16 protein-coding genes are annotated in these 17,310 nt (G+C 74.5%); 9 read left to right on the plus strand and 7 right to left on the minus strand.

Annotated features, from left to right (window positions below):
* Window positions 1–55 precede the first annotated feature (55 nt).
* Window positions 56–703, minus strand: a complete 648-nt coding sequence (locus ACFC2L_RS18100) for a malonic semialdehyde reductase (RefSeq protein WP_375825729.1) — start codon at window positions 701–703, stop codon at window positions 56–58.
* Window positions 704–832: 129 nt separating this feature from the next.
* Between ACFC2L_RS18100 and tsaD the strand changes: the two genes are divergently transcribed.
* Both tsaD and ACFC2L_RS18110 read left to right on the plus strand, forming a co-directional pair.
* On the plus strand, window positions 833–1,882 hold the full coding sequence (gene tsaD, locus ACFC2L_RS18105) for a tRNA (adenosine(37)-N6)-threonylcarbamoyltransferase complex transferase subunit TsaD (RefSeq protein ID WP_375825730.1): 1,050 nt from the start codon (window positions 833–835) through the stop codon (window positions 1,880–1,882).
* On the plus strand, window positions 1,879–3,000 hold the full coding sequence (locus ACFC2L_RS18110) for a hypothetical protein (protein WP_375825731.1): 1,122 nt from the start codon (window positions 1,879–1,881) through the stop codon (window positions 2,998–3,000). Before tsaD ends, ACFC2L_RS18110 begins: the two co-directional genes overlap by 4 nt.
* Window positions 3,001–3,015: 15 nt before the next feature.
* Here the strand turns inward: ACFC2L_RS18110 and ACFC2L_RS18115 are convergent, their stop codons facing one another.
* Together ACFC2L_RS18115 and ACFC2L_RS18120 are read right to left on the minus strand one after the other, a co-directional pair.
* Entirely contained in the window at window positions 3,016–4,173 is a 1,158-nt protein-coding gene (locus ACFC2L_RS18115) for a glutamate--cysteine ligase (protein WP_375825732.1), read from the minus strand.
* Window positions 4,170–5,459 carry an SAM-dependent methyltransferase gene (locus ACFC2L_RS18120; protein ID WP_375825733.1) on the minus strand — a complete coding sequence of 430 codons (1,290 nt, stop codon included), beginning with the start codon at window positions 5,457–5,459 and terminating at the stop codon, window positions 4,170–4,172. Before ACFC2L_RS18120 ends, ACFC2L_RS18115 begins: the two co-directional genes overlap by 4 nt.
* A gap of 240 nt (window positions 5,460–5,699) precedes the next feature.
* Between ACFC2L_RS18120 and groES the strand changes: the two genes are divergently transcribed.
* Window positions 5,700–5,996, plus strand: coding sequence for a co-chaperone GroES (gene groES / locus ACFC2L_RS18125; protein ID WP_253050840.1), 297 nt, complete (start codon window positions 5,700–5,702; stop codon window positions 5,994–5,996).
* Window positions 5,997–6,173: 177 nt separating this feature from the next.
* Here the strand turns inward: groES and ACFC2L_RS18130 are convergent, their stop codons facing one another.
* Window positions 6,174–6,464, minus strand: coding sequence for a WhiB family transcriptional regulator (locus tag ACFC2L_RS18130; protein WP_031316449.1), 291 nt, complete (start codon window positions 6,462–6,464; stop codon window positions 6,174–6,176).
* A gap of 268 nt (window positions 6,465–6,732) precedes the next feature.
* Here ACFC2L_RS18130 and ACFC2L_RS18135 point away from each other — a divergent pair, with 268 nt between their 5' ends.
* Both ACFC2L_RS18135 and guaB read left to right on the plus strand, forming a co-directional pair.
* Window positions 6,733–7,866 (plus strand): MerR family transcriptional regulator, encoded by a 1,134-nt coding sequence (locus ACFC2L_RS18135; RefSeq protein ID WP_375825734.1) that lies wholly within the window; start codon window positions 6,733–6,735, stop codon window positions 7,864–7,866.
* Between the two features lie 82 nt (window positions 7,867–7,948).
* A complete protein-coding gene (gene guaB, locus ACFC2L_RS18140) occupies window positions 7,949–9,478 on the plus strand; it encodes an IMP dehydrogenase (RefSeq protein ID WP_375825735.1) in 1,530 nt (509 codons plus the stop codon).
* A 90-nt stretch (window positions 9,479–9,568) separates the two neighbouring features.
* On the opposite strand, the gene ACFC2L_RS18145 is transcribed toward guaB, so the two are convergent.
* Together ACFC2L_RS18145 and ACFC2L_RS18150 are read right to left on the minus strand one after the other, a co-directional pair.
* Entirely contained in the window at window positions 9,569–11,104 is a 1,536-nt protein-coding gene (locus ACFC2L_RS18145; protein WP_375825736.1) for a helix-turn-helix domain-containing protein, read from the minus strand.
* Between the two features lie 114 nt (window positions 11,105–11,218).
* On the minus strand, window positions 11,219–11,920 hold the full coding sequence (locus ACFC2L_RS18150; protein WP_375825737.1) for an exonuclease domain-containing protein: 702 nt from the start codon (window positions 11,918–11,920) through the stop codon (window positions 11,219–11,221).
* Window positions 11,921–12,064: 144 nt separating this feature from the next.
* Here ACFC2L_RS18150 and ACFC2L_RS18155 point away from each other — a divergent pair, with 144 nt between their 5' ends.
* From ACFC2L_RS18155 to ACFC2L_RS18170, 4 genes are read left to right on the plus strand one after another with little or no spacing between them, the layout of a single operon-like run.
* Window positions 12,065–13,189: a GuaB3 family IMP dehydrogenase-related protein gene (locus ACFC2L_RS18155; RefSeq protein WP_053369640.1), complete on the plus strand. Its 1,125-nt coding sequence runs from the start codon at window positions 12,065–12,067 to the stop codon at window positions 13,187–13,189.
* A gap of 47 nt (window positions 13,190–13,236) precedes the next feature.
* Window positions 13,237–13,815, plus strand: coding sequence for a GNAT family N-acetyltransferase (locus tag ACFC2L_RS18160; RefSeq protein ID WP_375825738.1), 579 nt, complete (start codon window positions 13,237–13,239; stop codon window positions 13,813–13,815).
* Window positions 13,812–14,870, plus strand: coding sequence for a GNAT family N-acetyltransferase (locus ACFC2L_RS18165; protein ID WP_375825739.1), 1,059 nt, complete (start codon window positions 13,812–13,814; stop codon window positions 14,868–14,870). Before ACFC2L_RS18160 ends, ACFC2L_RS18165 begins: the two co-directional genes overlap by 4 nt.
* A gap of 9 nt (window positions 14,871–14,879) precedes the next feature.
* A complete protein-coding gene (locus ACFC2L_RS18170) occupies window positions 14,880–16,523 on the plus strand; it encodes a succinic semialdehyde dehydrogenase (RefSeq protein WP_375825740.1) in 1,644 nt (547 codons plus the stop codon).
* A gap of 43 nt (window positions 16,524–16,566) precedes the next feature.
* Here ACFC2L_RS18170 and ACFC2L_RS18175 read toward each other — a convergent pair whose 3' ends face one another.
* Window positions 16,567–17,265 (minus strand): vancomycin high temperature exclusion protein, encoded by a 699-nt coding sequence (locus tag ACFC2L_RS18175; protein ID WP_375825741.1) that lies wholly within the window; start codon window positions 17,263–17,265, stop codon window positions 16,567–16,569.
* Window positions 17,266–17,310: the final 45 nt, after the last annotated feature.

The following is a 17,310-nucleotide window of genomic DNA, read 5'->3' on the forward strand; positions in this document are numbered from 1 at the left end:
AGGCGGCACCCCGTGGAGGGGTGCCGCCTCGCGCGCGTGACGACGGGTGGGGTGCTCAGAGGATCTCGGCCACCTGGTGGAAGTCGAGGCGGGCCTGGCGCGGGAAGTGCGCGCCCTCGTCCGCGGGGTAGCCCACGTTGATCGCGACGAGCGTGCGCCAGCCGGACTCGCCGAAGAACTCGGCGTCGATCCCCGCGGCGTCGAAGCCGGTCATCGGGCCGACGGACAGGCCGGCGGCGCGCAGCCCGACGATGAGGTAGCCGATCTGGATGAGCGCGTTGGTGCGGGCCATGCCCTCGCGCAGCTCGGTCTGCGGGTCGAGCTGCTCGGTCATGCCCTCGCGGAACGGCGCGAGGGTGCCGAGGTGCTGGTGGAACGACGGGTCGGCGGCGGCGACGACGGTCACGGGCGCGGCGAGCGTCTTGTCGCGGTTGAAGTCCGCCATGTGCGCGCCGAGGCGCTGCTTCGCCTCGGGCGTGCGGACGACGAGCAGGCGCAGCGGGAGCGTGTTCATCGCGGTGGGTGCCCAGCGGACGAGGTCCCAGGCCGCCTGGATCTGCGCGTCGGTGACGGGCTCGTCGGAGAAGGCGTGGGTCGTGTGCGCGTCGCGGAACAGGCGGTCCGCAGCCTGCGCGTCGATCGCGAGCTGGTCGGCGAGCTCGTTCGGCGCGGCAGGGGACTCGATGAGGGTGTCGGTGCTCATGACCGGGGCAACGGTTGAGCGTTGAATCATCTTCCCGACAGACGGTGTGACGTGGGCGACACGGCACGGCCCGGCCCCGCACGCGACTACCCTGGACGCCATGCCTTTCCCTCTGTCAGTGAGCCGTCAGTGAGCGCCGGCGAGCCCCTGGTGCTCGGCATCGAGACGTCCTGCGACGAGACCGGCGTCGCGCTGGTCCGCGGTCGCGAGCTGCTCGTCGACACGGTCGCGAGCTCGATGGACGAGCACGCGCGGTACGGCGGCATCATCCCCGAGGTCGCGTCGCGCGCCCACCTCGAGGCGATGATCCCGACGATCGAGCGCACGCTCGGCACGGCGGACGTCGACCTGTCCGAGGTCGACGCGATCGCCGTCACCGCCGGGCCCGGGCTGGTCGGCCCGCTGACGATCGGCGCGTCCGCCGCCAAGGCGCTCGCGCTCGCGCTCGGCAAGCCGCTCTACGGCGTCAACCACGTCATCGGTCACGCGGCGGTCGACGAGCTCGTGCACGGCGCGTTCCCGGAGCGCGTCATGGCGCTCGTCGTGTCCGGCGGGCACAGCTCGCTCCTCCTGGTCGACGACGTCGCGACGTCCGTCACCGAGCTCGGCTCGACGCTCGACGACGCGGCGGGCGAGGCATTCGACAAGGTCGGGCGCCTGCTGGGCCTGCCGTACCCGGGCGGGCCGCACATCGACCGCCTCGCGCGCGAGGGCGACCCGACGGCGATCCGCTTCCCGCGCGGCCTCACGGCCCGCAAGGACCAGGAGAAGCACGCGTACGACTTCTCGTTCTCCGGCCTCAAGACCGCCGTCGCGCGCTGGGTCGAGGCGCGGCAGGACGCGGGGGAGGAGATCCCCGTGCACGACGTCGCGGCCTCCTTCGCGGAGTCCGTCGCTGACGTGCTCACCGCCAAGACCATCGCGGCGTGCGAGCGGCACGGCGTGTCGACGCTCGTCGTCGGCGGCGGGTTCAGCGCCAACTCGCAGCTGCGCGACATGGCCGCGAAGCGGTGCGCGGAGGCCGGGATCGAGCTGCGCATCCCGCCGATCCGCTACTGCACCGACAACGGGGCGATGATCGCCGCGCTCGGGTCCGCCGTCGTGCGGGCCGGCGTGGCGCCGTCGAGCCTCGACATCGGCGTGGACTCGTCGATGCCGCTGACCGTGACCCACGTGTGATCCCCGAGCCCGGTCTCACGCCCGACGAGGCGTCGAGACGCGCCCACGCCTGGGCGCACGCGGCCGCGTCGGCGCCGCCCGGGCCGGAGCGCGCGCGGGCCGAGCAGGCGGCGGCGTACTGGACGGCGCAGCACCGGGCGCTCCTGGCGGCCGTGCCCGCGTACGGGTCCGTCGCGGCGCCCGTCGGAGCGCCGCCCTACGGGACGGCGGGTCCGACGACCGCTCCGCCGTACGGCCAGGCCCACGGCGCCCCCGCGCTCTCGGGCGGCCCCGCGGCCCCGCCGGCCTACGGGGCACCGGCGGCGACCGTCCCCGCGTACGGGGCGTCCACCGTCTCGTGGGAGGTGCCGCGCCGGCGCCGGGGTCGTGCCGGCCGGGTCGTGATGTTCGTCCTCGTCCTGGTGGTGTCCGTCGTCGCGTACCTCGTCAACTCCCTCGGCGGGGCGCGGGACGACGGCGCGGTCCTGCCCACCGAGCAGGAAGGCGCCGTGCCGCCCCCGACGGTCTGGGAGGACGCGAGCCCCGACGCGACCGCGTCGGCCACCGGCGTGGAGGCCGCCTGGAAGGCGGGCGAGTACGCCGAGCCGCTGCCCGACCCCGTGCCGGGCGCGACGCAGACGACGCCCTTCCTGCCCGACCACCCCGACCCCACGGCGTGGCTGCTCGCGCTCAACCCCGCCAACGAGGGCGTGCAGGTCGTGTTCACCGACGACCCGGCGCTCAACTGCGGCATGGCGCACGTCGCCGAGCACGACGCGTACGCGACGGGCTCGGCGGGCTGCTTCCAGCCCGCCCACCCGACCGTGCTGTTCGTGTGGTGGGGCGAGGACTCCGACCCGGCGACCAAGCAGGTGCTCCTCGCGCACGAGCTGTCGCACATGCTCCAGTGGTGGCACGAGTTCGACCTGCTCCAGTCGGCCGTCGACTCGGGGTTCGCGGAGGACGAGGAGTGGACGCACGCGCTCGAGACCGACGCGACGTGCCGCGTCTTGTCGTGGGGCGGGTACTCGGAGGCGGCGGCCGACCGGACGTCGTCGCCGTGCGACACCGACGACTGGTCGCCGACGTGGCTCGCCGACCGGGCCGCCGACCTCGGCGTGGTCCTGCGCGACTACTGACCACCGCGGGCGACGTCAGAGCGGGCGGCCCGCCCGCATCTCCGCGACGAGCGAGCGCACGACGGCGTCGAGCTCGCCCCCGTTGCGGCGCGCGACGGCGCGCTGGCGCTGGTAGGAGGCCCCGCGGCGCACGATCGTGCGCACGCCGTCGAGCTCGTCGAGGCACCCGAGGCGGGCGGCGACGGGCTCGAGCTCGACGAGCAGCCGGCCGACGGCGTCGGTCACCAGCTCCTCGTTGCCCGCGCGGTCGAGGATGATGATCGCGTCCATGCCGTAGCGCGCCGAGCGCCACTTGTTCTCCTGCGCGAACCAGGGCGGGATGCTCGGGAGCTCGCGGCCCTCGTCGAGCATCGTCGAGAAGTGCTCGACCAGGCAGTGCGTGAGCGCGGCGAGCGCGAGCAGCTCGGAGATGTTGGTGACGCCGTCGCAGATGCGCGTCTCGAGCGTGCCGAACTGCGGGGCGGGGCGCAGGTCCCAGCGGATCTCGTCGAACGCGTCGATGACGCCCGTGTGCAGCATGTCCGCGACGTATCCCTCGAGCTCCTCCCACGTGGCGAACTGGAACGGGAGCCCCGCGGTGGGGAGCTGCTGGAACATCAGCGCGCGGTTCGACGCGTACCCCGTGTCCTTGCCGCCCCAGAACGGCGAGCTGGCCGAGAGCGACTGCAGGTGGGCGAACGTCGTGAGCATCGCGCGCTGGACCGGCAGCACCTTGGCGCGGTCCTCGATGCCCACGTGCACGTGCACCCCGTAGATGAGCATCTGCCGCCCCCACCACTGGGTGCGGTCGATGAGCGTGGTGTAGCGCTGCTTGTCGGTGACCTTCTGCTGCGCCCAGCGCGCGAACGGGTGCGTGCCCGCGCTCATGAGCTCGACGCGCAGCGGGTCGGTCACCGCCCGCAGCTCCTCGATCGAGCGCTCGAGGTCCCGGCCGGCCTCCCCGACGGTGCGGCACACGCCGCTCACGACCTCGACCGTGTTGAGCAGCAGCTCCTGCTTGATCGAGGGGTGCGTGCCCCCGTCCTCCGGGCGCACGGCGTCGAGGACCGTCTGCGCGACCTGGCGCAGGTCGCCGGAGTCCGCGTCGACCAGCGCGAGCTCCCACTCGAGCCCGACGGTCGAGCGCTCCGACCGCGCGAACGGGATCGCGGTGCGCCGCGGCAGGACGCTCACCGCGGACCCTCCCGGACACCGCTCTGCGGGGCGCCCGTCGAGGGGGCGGCGAGCGGCTCGACGACGAGGACCTGCTGGGACCCGCCCACACGCGTCAGGACGATCGTGGCGGTCGCGTCGCCCGTGAGGGCGAGCTGGCGTCGGAGCTGCTCGGGCGTGACGGCCGTGCCGCGCTTCTTGATCGTCAGGCGCCCGACGCCCCGCTCGCGCAGGTAGGAACGCAGGCGCTTGAGGCCGAACGGCATCGTGTCGAGCACGCGGTAGCCGCGCGCGAGCCCGTCGGCGAGGCCGGTCGCGTCGAGCGGCGCGGGGGAGTCGGTCGTCACGTACGCGATCGTCCGGTCGAGCAGCCGACCGCCCAGCCCGCGCGCCGCGTGGGCGACGAGGCCCGCGCGGATGACCGCGCCGTCGGGCTCGTAGAGGTACTGCCCGACGCCGCCCACGTCGGGGACGACGTCGTCGTCGCCCGGGCGGTGGGCGACCCGGCGCGTCGTGGTGCGCTCGGTCCCGTCCGGCCCGGTCCACGTGGTGAGGACGAGCGCCGAGCGGCCCGGCCCCTCGGGCGCGAGCGGCCCGAACCAGAGGCCGGCCTCCACGACGTCGCCGTCGACCGAGACCCACTCGGTCTCGGCGTCCGCGGGCAGGCCGTCGTGCGGGATCCCGGGGCCGACCTTGATGCCGACCGCGGGGACCCGCTCGCGCAGCGCCCACACGGCGTCGAGCGGCGGGGCGTAGGCCTTCGGGTCGAACACGCGCTTGCCGCCCCGTGTCCGTCGGGCGGGGTCGGCGTACACGCCCTCGACCCGCTCGCCCTCGAGGTCCAGCGCGAGCCCGTCGCCGTGGCGTACCTCGGCCTCGGGGAAGTGGCGCAGGTTCACGGTCGCGATGGCCGCGGTGAGCTCGTCGACGTCGGTCGCGAGCACCTCCAGCTCCGCCGCCGCGAAGGCGAGCGCGTCGACGCCGATCCCGCTCGTGAGGTCGGCGACGCGCCGGATCCCCGCGTCCTGGTACCGGCGCGCGTGCAGGCCGGCGACGACGAGCCGGCTCGCCTGCTCCAGCCCCGCCTGCGTGAAGAGCATGCCGTCGGCGAACGCGCCGAGCTTGCCGCGGGCCGCGGCCCGCAGGCGCGACTGCGTGAGCGCCGCAGCGGCGAGGTCGGGGTCGACGCCCTTCGCGCGCAGCCCCGCCGAGAGCACGAGCGCCTGCTGCTCGTCGTATGGGGGGAGCGCGCCGAGCAGCGCCCAGCCCTCGGGGCTGAGCAGCTTGGTCAGCGTGGCGGCGTCCATGGCGTCGATCCTTCCACGGGGGACGGGGACCACGCGCAGCCGGGACCGCGATCGTCCGAGGGGCGGACGTTGGCACTCGCCTTGACCGAGTGCTAACGGCGACCTAGATTTGAGGACGTGCCGCCACCGTCCGCGGAGGCGGCACCACGTGCGACCAGGCTGTCCGGCACCCGCGACGACGGCCAGCCGGTGCGCTCGACCCATCCGTTGCAGTTCTCACCGCGAAAGGGGAGGTCCGACGTGTCGGTCCCCATCAAGCCGCTCGAGGACCGGATCGTCGTGAAGGCCCTCGAGGCCGAGACCACGACCGCATCCGGCCTGGTCATCCCGGACACCGCCAAGGAGAAGCCCCAGGAGGGCGAGGTCCTGGCCGTCGGTCCGGGCCGTGTCGACGACAACGGCAACCGCGTCCCGCTCGACGTGAGCGTCGGCGACAAGGTCATCTACAGCAAGTACGGCGGCACCGAGGTCAAGTACGGCGGCGTGGACTACCTGGTCCTGTCCGCGCGCGACATCCTCGCCGTGGTGGTCGGCTGACGCCGACCCGTTCCAGCAGCAGGGCCCGCGACCGTCCGGTCGCGGGCCCTGCTGCGTTCCGTGGCCGGTCGCCCCACCGTTCCCACGGGTCGTGCGCACGTGCTCCCGGTACGACGTCGGACCGGTGCCGTGCAGGTCTGCTGGTGGTGCTGCTGCTGCTGGTCGTGCCGCCGGTGCTCAGCCGGTGCGGCGCGCGCCGCCGGCGAGGATCGCCGCCCGCTCGTCCTCGCTCAGGCCGCCCCACACCCCGTACGGCTCGCGCACGCGGAGCGACTGCTCGCGGCACTGCATCATGACGGGGCACGAGTGGCAGATCGCCTTCGCGGCCTCCGCACGACGTCGTCGCGTCGAGCCGCGCTCCCCCTCGGGGTGGAAGAACAACGTGTCGTCCGCGTCGCGGCACGAACCCTGGTACTGCCATTCCCACAGCTCCATGACGGGCCCGGGAAGCCTTGAGATCTCAGCCATGGCGAACAACCTACAAGCGTTTCAGAAGTTGTTCAAGCCCCCTGTGCGAGAAAGGTGAAGGGCCAGGTCACGGCCGTTCGGCAGGGGGAGAGGAGGTCATGGGGACGGCGAGAACGATGCAGCGTCCGGGTCTACGCTGACGCGATGCGGAAGTGCTGGCGCGTTTGCGCGTATGGTGAACAAACCCTGCACAAGCCTGACTCGAAGGCTGCACGACTGTGACCTGGACGAGGTGGCGGGACGGTGGTGCGGTCGGCAGAATCGATCCATGACCTCCGTCCGGTCCGCCCCCGACCCCGAGGGAGCCCGACCGAGCATGTCCACGAACCCCGGCCTCGCCGTCGCCGCCGTCGCGCGCCGGCTCGGTGTCGCGCCCGCGACCCTGCGGACCTGGGACCGCCGCTACGGCCTCGGGCCCTCGCAGCACCGCGCGGGCTCCCACCGGCGCTACACGGACGACGACGTCGCCCGTCTGGTCGTCATGCGGCGCCTCACGCTCGACGGCGTCGCGCCCGCCGACGCGGCCCGCGCGGCCCTCGCCGCCGACGAGGACGAGCTCGACGCGCACCGCGGTGCGGTCTCGTTCGACGAGCACGGCGCCGAGGGCGGCCCCGACGTCGACGACGACCTCGACGCGGACGACACGGCCCCCGAGCCCGCTCCGCCGTCGCGCCCGTTCCTGCGCGCGGTGCCCGGCGGAGAGCCGTCGCGGGGGACCGCGCCGCGTGCCCTCGGCGTGCGGGAGGCCCCGCGCCCCACGCGCGTGTCCGACGTCGTCGACGCCGCGATCGCCTACGACCAGCGCACGTGCGACCGGCTCCTGCGGATCCCCGCGGGCGGCGACCCGGCGGCCTGGTGGTCCGACCTCGTCGAGCCGGCGCTGGAGCGGCTCGCCGAGCGCACCGTGCTCGCGGGCCCGGGCGAGGTTCCCGAGGTGGTCCTCGCGAACGCGACGCTCGGCGCGCTGCGCGAGTACACGCAGGCGAGCGAGGACGCGATCGTCGCGGCCGGCGGCCCGCCCCGCAACCACCCGAGCCGCATGCGCCGGATCGTCCTCGTGTTCGCGGCGCCCGACGAGCCGCTGCCCCTGGCCGCGCACGCCCTCGCCGCGTCGCTCGCGTCGCACGGCGCGATGGCCCGTATCGTCACCGGCCCGGCCAACGTCCACCGCACGCTCGAGATCGTCACGATGGTGCGGCCGTCCGCGGTCGCCATGGTGACGACCCAGGCGCGCCCCGACCTGGGGATCGTCCACGCGGCGCACGAGGCGAACCCGAGCCTGCCGTTCTTCGTCGGCCTGCCGAGCGACGAGGCGGCCGGCGACCTCCCGCTCGCCGCGACGGTGCACCGCGTGCGCAGCTTCCCGGGGCTCCTGCACGAGCTCCTCGCGGTCGTCCGCTGAGGTGTCGGGCGGGGTGTCGCGCGGGCCCTCGTGCGCGGACGGCGCGGGAATACCGGAGGGCCCCGCGGCGTAGAATCCTGGTGTGACCGCCTCGCCCGTCCCCGCCGCCGCTCCCGACCGCGACCCCTTCGGTTTCCTGGGTCTCACCTACGACGACGTCCTGCTGCAGCCCGGCTACTCGGACCTGGCGCCGTCGGACATCGACACCACGACGCGCCTGACGCGCGAGATCTCGATCCGCGTCCCGCTCGTCTCGGCGGCCATGGACACCGTCACCGAGTCGCGCATGGCGATCGCGATGGCGCGCCAGGGCGGCATCGGCGTCCTGCACCGCAACCTCTCCATCGAGGACCAGGCGCTCCAGGTGGACCTGGTGAAGCGCACGCAGACGGGCATCATCGACAACCCGGTGACCATCGGCCCGGACGCGACGCTCGAGGAGCTCGACAAGACGGCCGGCGAGTACCGCATCTCCGGCTTCCCCGTGCTCGACGCGGAGCGCCGCCTCATCGGCATGGTCACCAACCGCGACCTGCGCTTCACGCCCGTCGCGGAGTGGGCGACGACCAAGGTCGACGAGGTCATGACGCCGCTGCCGCTCATCACCGGCCCGGCCGGGATCTCGCGCGAGGAGGCGACTGCCCTCCTGCGCAAGCACAAGCTCGAGCGCCTCCCGCTCGTCGACGCCGACGGCCGTCTCTCGGGGCTCATCACGGTCAAGGACTTCGTGAAGTCCGAGCAGTTCCCGCAAGCGTCCAAGGACGGTCAGGGCCGCCTGCTCGTGGGGGCCGCGATCGGCTACTTCGGCGACGCGTGGCAGCGCGCCACGACCCTCATCGACGCGGGCGTCGACGTGCTCGTCGCCGACACGGCGCACGGCAACGTGCGCATGCTCATCGAGATGGTCGCGCGCCTGAAGTCCGACCCGGCGACGCGCGACGTCCAGGTCATCGGCGGCAACGTCGCGACGCGCGAGGGCGCCCAGGCGTTCGTCGATGCGGGCGCGGACGCGGTCAAGGTCGGCGTCGGCCCGGGCTCCATCTGCACGACGCGCATCGTCACCGGCGTGGGCGTCCCGCAGGTCACGGCGGTCTACGAGGCGTCGCTCGCCGCGCGCCCGGCAGGCGTGCCCGTCATCGCCGACGGCGGCATGCGCCACTCGGGCGAGATCGGCAAGGCCATCGTCGCGGGCGCGGAGTCGGTGATGCTCGGCTCGATGCTCGCGGGCACCGAGGAGTCGCCCGGCGAGACGATCCTGGTCAACGGCAAGCAGTACAAGGCGTACCGGGGGATGGGCTCCATGGGCGCCATGTCCTCGCGCGGCAAGAAGTCCTACTCGAAGGACCGCTACTTCCAGGCCGAGGTCACGAGCGACGACATGATCGTCCCCGAGGGCATCGAGGGCCAGGTCGCCTACAAGGGCTCGCTCGGCACGGTCGCGCACCAGCTCGTCGGCGGCCTGCACCAGACGATGTTCTACGTCGGCGCGCGGACCGTCCCGGAGCTCCAGGAGAAGGGCCGCTTCATCCGCATCACGTCGGCGTCGCTCAAGGAGAGCCACCCGCACGACGTCCAGATGACCGTCGAGGCCCCCAACTACACGGGCTTCTGACGACACCCCCCGGGGACGCTGAGTGCAGGAAAGAGTCGCGGTCGGACGTCCCGACCGCGACTCTTCATGCACTCGGCAGGTAGGTAGGTGTCAGTCGCGGAAGGTCTCGATGTTGGCGCCGAGCTCGCGGAGGCGCTCCGTGAGGCCCTCGTAGCCGCGCGCGATGATGTCCACCCCGCGCAGGACCGACGTGCCCTTCGCGGCGAGCATCGCGAGGAGGATCACGACGGCGGGGCGCAGCGCCGGCGGGCAGCTCACCTCGGCGCCGGACCAGCGCGTCGGGCCGGTGACCTGGAGGCGGTGGGCGTCCAGGAGCCGCACGTCCGCCCCGAGGCGCGTGAGGTCGGTGAGGTGGATCGCGCGGCCCTCGTAGACCCAGTCGTGGATGAGCGTCGTGCCCTGCGCGTTCGCGGCGATGACCGCGAAGAACGGCAGGTTGTCGATGTTGAGGCCGGGGAACGGCATGGGGTGGATCTTGTCGATCGGGGCGTGCAGCTCGCTCGGGTGCACGGTGACGTCGACGAGGCGCGTCCGGCCGTTGCGGGACAGGTACTCGGTGCTCTGCGTGTAGCGCAAGCCCATCTCGGACAGGGTCGCGAGCTCGATCTCCATGAACTCGATCGGGACGCGCGCGACCGTGATCTCGGAGCCGGTGACGATGCCCGCGGTGAGCAGGCTCATCGCCTCGACCGGGTCCTCCGAGACGGCGTACTCCACGTCCACGTCGATGTCCGTGCGGCCGTGGACGCGCAGCGTCGTCGTGCCGATGCCCTCCACCCGGACGCCGAGCAGCTCGAGGTAGAAGCACAGGTCCTGGACCATGTAGTTGGGGCTGGCGTTGCGGATGGTCGTCACGCCGTCGCGCCGGGCCGCGGCCATGAGCGCGTTCTCGGTGACGGTGTCACCGCGCTCGGTGAGCACGACCGACAGGTCGGTGCCTGACGCCGGGGCGACCGTCGCGTGATAGTTGCCGCCCGTCGCGGTGACCGCGAGGCCGAACGGCCGCAGCGCGATCATGTGCGGCTCGACGGTGCGCGTGCCGAGGTCGCAGCCACCGGCGTACGGGAGCTCGAACGCGTCCCGGAGCCCGAGCAGCGGGCCGAGGAACATGATGATCGAGCGGGTGCGACGCGCGGCGTCGACGTCGATGGCGGCGAGGTCGAGCCGGTCCGGCACGACGATCTCGAGGTCGCGGCCGCCGGTCGTCCAGGTCGCGCGGACGCCGATCGAGCGGAGCACGTCGACGATCCGGTCGACCTCGACGATGCGGGCGACGCCGCGCAGGGTGGTGCGGCCCCGGTTGAGGAGCGACGCGCACAGGAGCGCGACCGCGCCGTTCTTCGAGGAGTTGACCTCGATGCGCCCGGACAGGGTGTGGCCGCCCTGGACGCGCAGGTGCGCGTGCTTGGGTCCGCCGAGGCTGATGATCTCGGAGTCGAGCGCGAGGCTGATGCGGTTGAGCATCTCCAGGCTGAGGTTCTGGGCGCCCTGCTCGATGCGGTGCACGGCGCTCTGGCTCGTGCCGAGCCGCTCGGCGAGCTGGGTCTGCGTGAGGCCCCGGTTCTGGCGGGCGCCGCGGATGAGCGTGCCGACCTGCGTGAGTGGGGCGTCGTCGATCGCTGTCATGCGAGCGACGATAACTCATGGATGAGATATTCACGCGCCGACGTGGCCCAGCCCTGGCGGGATCACCGGTTCGTCACAGGATCTCCATCCGCGTCGTGAGATGGGCGACGTCCGCTACGAGGGCCAGCGGCCGTCTGCGCCGGCTCCGACGTAGGGCGGCTCGCGCTCGGGGTCGAGCGCGTCGACCCAGCGGCGGTGCGCCGCGACCTGCAGGTCGTGGAGGGCGCCGGGGCCCAGGGCGCCGAGGTCGGGGAAGGCGCGGACGAGGGCGTCGAGGAGGTCGAGCGTGGCGAGGACGTCCGCGTCCGCGGTGTGCAGCGGGCCGACGTCGAGCACCTCGTAGCGCGCGCAGAGGTCGACGAGGCGGCGCTTGCCCTCGCGCTCCGGGTCCCACGCCCGGTCGAGCACGAGCGGGTCGAGCACCGGGCGCACGGGCCGCCCGAGCCGGGCGGCGAGCGTCGGCAGGCCGTGGCGGACGAGCTCCGCGTCGAGGAGGGACAGGTCGAACGCGGCGTTGTACGCGACGAGCGGGACGCCGTCGCGCTGGGCGTCGACGACGAGCGTCGCGATCTCCTCCAGCGCCTCGGCCGGCGCGGCGCCGCGTGCGGCCGCGTGCGCCGTCGTGACGCCGTGGATCGCCGTCGCCTCGGCGGGGATCTCGACGCCGGGGTCGAGGAGCCACGTCCGCACGTGCGTCGACCCGGGCTCGCGCAGGACGAGCGCCGCGGTGACGATCCGGTCGACGTCCACGTCGACGCCCGTGGTCTCGGTGTCGAGACCGAGGAGCGGTCCCGCCGTCCAGGGCGTCGTCGTCATGGTCCACCTCGGGTGTCTCGCTCGGGTCCCGGCGCGCCGCGGCCGGTGCCGCCGGACGTCCCGGCGACGAGCGTCACCCTGCCAGCGCCCACCCACACGGCGGTCGTGCAGGTGGCGGGTTCGGCCCGCCGGTAGGCTGGCCCGGTGAGCAACGAGATCGAGATCGGACGTGGCAAGCGCGGTCGGCGCGCGTTCTCCTTCGACGACGTCGCGGTCGTGCCCTCCCGGCGCACGCGCGACCCCAAGGAGGTGTCGGTCGGCTGGCAGATCGACGCGTACCACTTCGAGCTGCCGATCCTCGCGGCGCCCATGGACTCGGTGATGAGCCCGGCCACGGCCGTCGCGCTCGGCAACCACGGCGGCCTCGGCGTGCTCGACCTCGAGGGCCTGTGGACGCGCTACGACGACCCCACCGCGCTCCTGGAGGAGATCGCGACGCTCGAGCCGCTCGAGGCGACGCGGCGCATGCAGGAGATCTACGCCGAGCCCATCAAGCCGGACCTCATCACGCAGCGCCTCAAGGAGATCCGCGCCGCGGGCGTCACGGTCGCCGGCGCCCTGTCGCCGCAGCGCACCCAGGAGCACTACCAGACCGTCGTCGACGCGGGCGTCGACCTCTTCGTCATCCGCGGCACGACCGTCTCGGCCGAGCACGTCTCGGGCGTCGCGGAGCCGCTCAACCTCAAGCGGTTCATCTACGAGCTCGACGTCCCGGTCGTCGTCGGCGGCGCGTCCACGTACACCGCTGCGCTGCACCTCATGCGCACGGGGGCCGCAGGAGTCCTCGTCGGCTTCGGGGGCGGCGCGGCGCACACCACGCGCGTCTCGCTGGGCATCCACGCGCCCATGGCGACGGCGGTCGCGGACGTCGCGGCCGCGCGCCGCGACTACCTCGACGAGTCGGGTGGCCGCTACGTCCACGTCATCGCCGACGGCGGCGTCGGCCGCTCGGGCGACCTCGTCAAGGCCGTCGCGTGCGGCGCGGACGCCGTGATGATCGGCGCGGCGCTCGCGCGCGCCGAGGAGGCGCCGGGCCGGGGCTGGCACTGGGGCTCGGAGGCGCACCACGCGCAGCTCCCGCGCGGCGAGCGCGTGCGCGTCGGCACGGCCGGGACGCTGGAGGAGATCCTCTTCGGCCCGGGTCGCCAGGCGGACGGCACGCTCAACCTCGTCGGCGCGCTGCGGCGGGCGATGGCGACGACCGGGTACTCCGACCTCAAGGAGTTCCAGCGCGTCGAGGTCGTCGTCTCGCCGTACCAGCCCCGCTGAACCGCGCCGTGACGGGGCGCGTCGCGGACGGACCGCGGCTGACCCGCGTGAGTGCCGCCGTGCCCGGTCCCGTGCGTGACGCAGCGCCCGACGACGACCTCCGCGGTCCGGGCGCGGACGTCACCTTCGCCGAGGTCGCGGACGACGACGTCGAGGCCGTCGTCGCCCTGTGGCGCGCGTGCGACCTCACCCGGCCGTGGAACGACCCGTACCGCGACCTCGCGGACGCGCGCCTGGGGGAGACGTCCACGGTGCTCGTGGGCCGGGCGACGCGCGACCTCCCGGGACCGACGACCGACGACGGCGCTCCCGACAGCGATCCCGGTGGCGTCGTCCGCGCGGGCGAGGTCGTCGCGTCGGCGATGGCCGGCGTCGACGGCCACCGCGGCTGGCTCTACTACGTCGCCGTGGACCCGCGCCTGCAGGGCACCGGCACGGGTCGCGCCACGGTCGTCGCGGCGGAGGCGTGGCTCGCCGCGCAGGGCGCGCGGGCCGTGCGCCTCATGGTGCGCTCGACCAACGAGGCGGTCCGCGGCTTCTACGAGCGCCTCGGCTACACCGACCAGGAGTGCGTCGTCCTCGGCCGACCGCTCGGCGCGCCGGACGCGCGCGACGCCGGACGATGACGACGGCCTGGGCGCCGGACGCCGACGATCTGGCCGCGCTCGAGGCCGAGCACCGCGCGCGGGTCCGCGCGCTCGACCCGCTCGTCGCGGTCCCGGACCTGGGCGCCGCTCCGGACGACGGGCGGCTGCTCGCGATCCGGCTGCCCGACGGGTCCCGGGCTGCAGGTCTCCTCGCGGCCGGCGACGTCGGCGCGGCCTCCCCGGCAGCGCTGTTCCGCCCGCTGCGCGAGCACCGGCTGCGCGCGCGGGCGGCCGGCCCGGACGTCCCGGGCGCGGTCGCGGCGCTCCTCGCCGCCTGGGCGGCGCGCGTCGCCGGGGACCCGGGCACTCCGCCCGACGGCGACGGCGTGCGCCAGGTGGGACCGGCCCCGCGCGACCACGGCATGGTCCTGCTGTGGCCGAGCCGGGACGTCGAGGCCGTCGCGGCGCTCGCCGCGCACGGGATGCGCCCGACCGTCCACCTGGCGGCGCGGCGCGGGACGGCGCCCGCCGCGCCGCGAGGTCGTGCCGGAGCGGTGGTGCGCGACGCGACGCCCGACGACGTCCCGGCGCTCGTGGCGCACCAGCTCGACGAGCTCGCGTACGACGAGCTCGTGGGCGCGGCCCGGGTGCGCCCCGGAGCCCGGGAGCACCTCGCGACCCAGGTCGTGGGCGCGGTGGCGAACCCGGCGACGACGTTCCTCGTCGCAACGGCGGCCCGGGCCGAGGCTCGCGGGGGCGCGTCCGGGGAGCTCGGCGAGGACGTCCTGGGCGTGGTCGCGGTCGAGCCGCCGGAGCGGTCCGGGGCGGTCGCCGGGACGGTCACGGCCGGACCGGTCTCCTACCTGGTGCTCCTGCACGTGACCGGCGCGGCGCGCGGGGCCGGGGTCGGCAGTGCTCTCGTCGACGCGGCGCTCGCGCGCGTGCGGGAACGCGCCGGGGAGGACGCGGTCGTGCTCCTGCACCACGGTGTCCTCAACCCGCTCTCGGCGCCGTTCTGGGCGCGCCAGGGCTTCCGCCCCGTGCTCACGACGTGGGAGCTGCCCGTCACCGGTCCTGTCGGTCCGACGACGTAGCCTGTCCCCATGACGAGCTCATCCGGCACCCCCGGCAGCGGACCCGGCGAGGGCGCCGCGCTGGACGGCCTGATCGACCCCGAGAACCCCGCGGCGACGTACGTGCTCGAGCCCGACGTCGTCGCACCGCTCGCGCAGCGCGTCGTCACCAGCAACGAGGCGGGCATGCACCGCTCCGTCCTGCCCTTCACGGGCGCGCCGCTCGCCGCGTTCCCGGTGTCCTCCGTCGAGGACGTCGCGCGGGTGGTCGAGCGGGCGCGGGCCGCGCAGCCGGCGTGGGCGGCGCTCCCCGTCCGGGAGCGCGCGGCCGTGCTGCGCCGGTTCGGCGAGCTCGTGCTCGCGCGGCAGTCCGACGGGCTCGACCTCATCCAGATGGAGTCCGGCAAGTCGCGCCGCAGCGCGTTCGAGGAGGTCGCGGACGTCGCGATCCTCACGCGCCACTACGCCCAGCGCGGGCCGCGCTACCTCGCCGACCGCCGGGCGCCGGGCATGCTGCCCGTGCTGACGGGCACGCGCGTGCACCGCCGTCCCGTGGGCGTCGTCGGCGTCATCGCGCCGTGGAACTACCCGCTGACGCTCGCGTTCGCGGAGGCCGTGCCCGCGCTCGTGGCGGGCAACGCCGTCGTGCTCAAGCCGGACCCGCAGACGACGCTCAGCGCCCTGTGGGGCGCCGAGCTGCTCGAGGAGGCGGGGCTGCCCGCCGACCTGTTCCTCGTCGTCGCGGGCGGCGGGGACGTCGGCGCGGCGGTCACGGACCACGTGGACCACATCGCGTTCACCGGCTCGACGGCGACGGGCCGCAAGGTCGCCGCGCGTGCGGGGGAGCGGCTCATCGGCGCGACCCTCGAGCTCGGCGGCAAGAACCCGCTGTATGTCGCGGCCGACGCCGACGTGCGCGCCGCCGCGCGCGGCGCCGTCCGCGCGTGCTTCTCCAACTCGGGGCAGCTCTGCGTCTCGATCGAGCGGATCGTGCTGCACGAGGACGTCGCCGACGCGTTCCTCGACGAGTTCGTGCCGCTCGTGCGGGAGATGCGCCTCGGGGCCGGCCTCGACTACTCCGCCGACATGGGGTCCCTCACGTCGCAGGCGCAGCTGGACCGCGTCGTCGCGCACGTCGAGGACGCCATCGCGCGCGGCGCGCGCGTCCTCGCGGGCGGCGTGCACCGCGCGGACATCGGCCCGTGGTTCTACGCGCCCACCGTCCTGGACGACGTGCCCGACGACGCCGCGTGCGCCCGGGAGGAGACGTTCGGCCCGGTCGTGTCCGTGCGCCGGGTCGCGAGCGACGACGAGGCCGTGCGGGTCATGAACGACTCCGAGTTCGGGCTCAACGCGAGCGTGTGGACGCGCGACGTCGCGCGCGGCCGCCGGATCGCGGCGCGCGTGGAGGCGGGCACGGTCAACGTCAACGACGGGTACTCCGCCGCCTGGGGTTCGGTCGGCGCCCCGATGGGCGGGTTCAAGGCGTCCGGCCTCGGGCGTCGGCACGGCCGCGAGGGGATCGAGGCGCTCACGGAGGCGCAGACGATCTCCGTGCAGCGCGGCGCGAACCAGGGCCTCACGCTCGACACGCTCTACGAGATCGGGGGCGAGCTCCCCAGCAAGGTGCTCACGTCCGCGCTCGACGTCATGCGTCGCCTGCGCCTGCCCTGACCGGGCGGCCGGCCCACGGAGCCGGGCGGGCGCCGGGGAGTCCTCAGCGGCGCACGGCGTCGAGCACGGCCTTCGTCGCCGCCGGGACCTCGCGGACGCGGTAGAGCACGGCCTTCCACGGCTCCACGCTCGCCGCGCTGACCCCGATCCCGACGGCGTCGAGGCCCGCGACGCGGCACGAGAACAGCGTGCGCGGCAGGTGATAGCCCTGCGTGACCACGACCGCCGTGCCGACGCCGAACTCCGACACGGCGCGCGTGCACGTGGCGTGCGTGTCGAAGCCCGCGCGGTCCAGCAGGATCGCGTCGTCCGGTACGCCCCGGTCGAGCAGCCACGCGCGCATCGACCCAGGCTCGTCGTAGTCGTCGTGCGCGTCGCCGCTCACGAGCACGACGGGTGCGACTCCGCGGGCGTAGAGCTCCGCCGCGGCGTCGAGCCGGCGGCGCAGGTACGTGGACGGCGACCCGTCGGGACGCAGCCCGGCGCCCGGCACGACGATCGCGTCGCTCGGCGGCACGTCCGCCGGGTCGGCGACGTGCGCGCGCCCGACACCCTGCACGACGACGAACGGCGCCAGCACGAGCGCCGCCAGACCGGCGGCGACCCAGATCGTCGCCCGCCGACGCCGCGACCGGCGGGAGCGGTCCCGCGGGGACCGGCGGGAGGACACCGACCCGGACGACGTCGGTGACGATGACGGGGCCTGCGCGGCGGGGGTGGTCGAGGCCAGCTCGTCGGTCACGCCCCGACCCTAGCGCCGCCGGAGCGCCGAGCGGGCGATCGTGGC

It is taken from the genome of Cellulosimicrobium sp. NPDC055967, assembly GCF_042269845.1.
Classification (GTDB): Bacteria; Actinomycetota; Actinomycetes; order Actinomycetales; family Cellulomonadaceae; genus Cellulosimicrobium.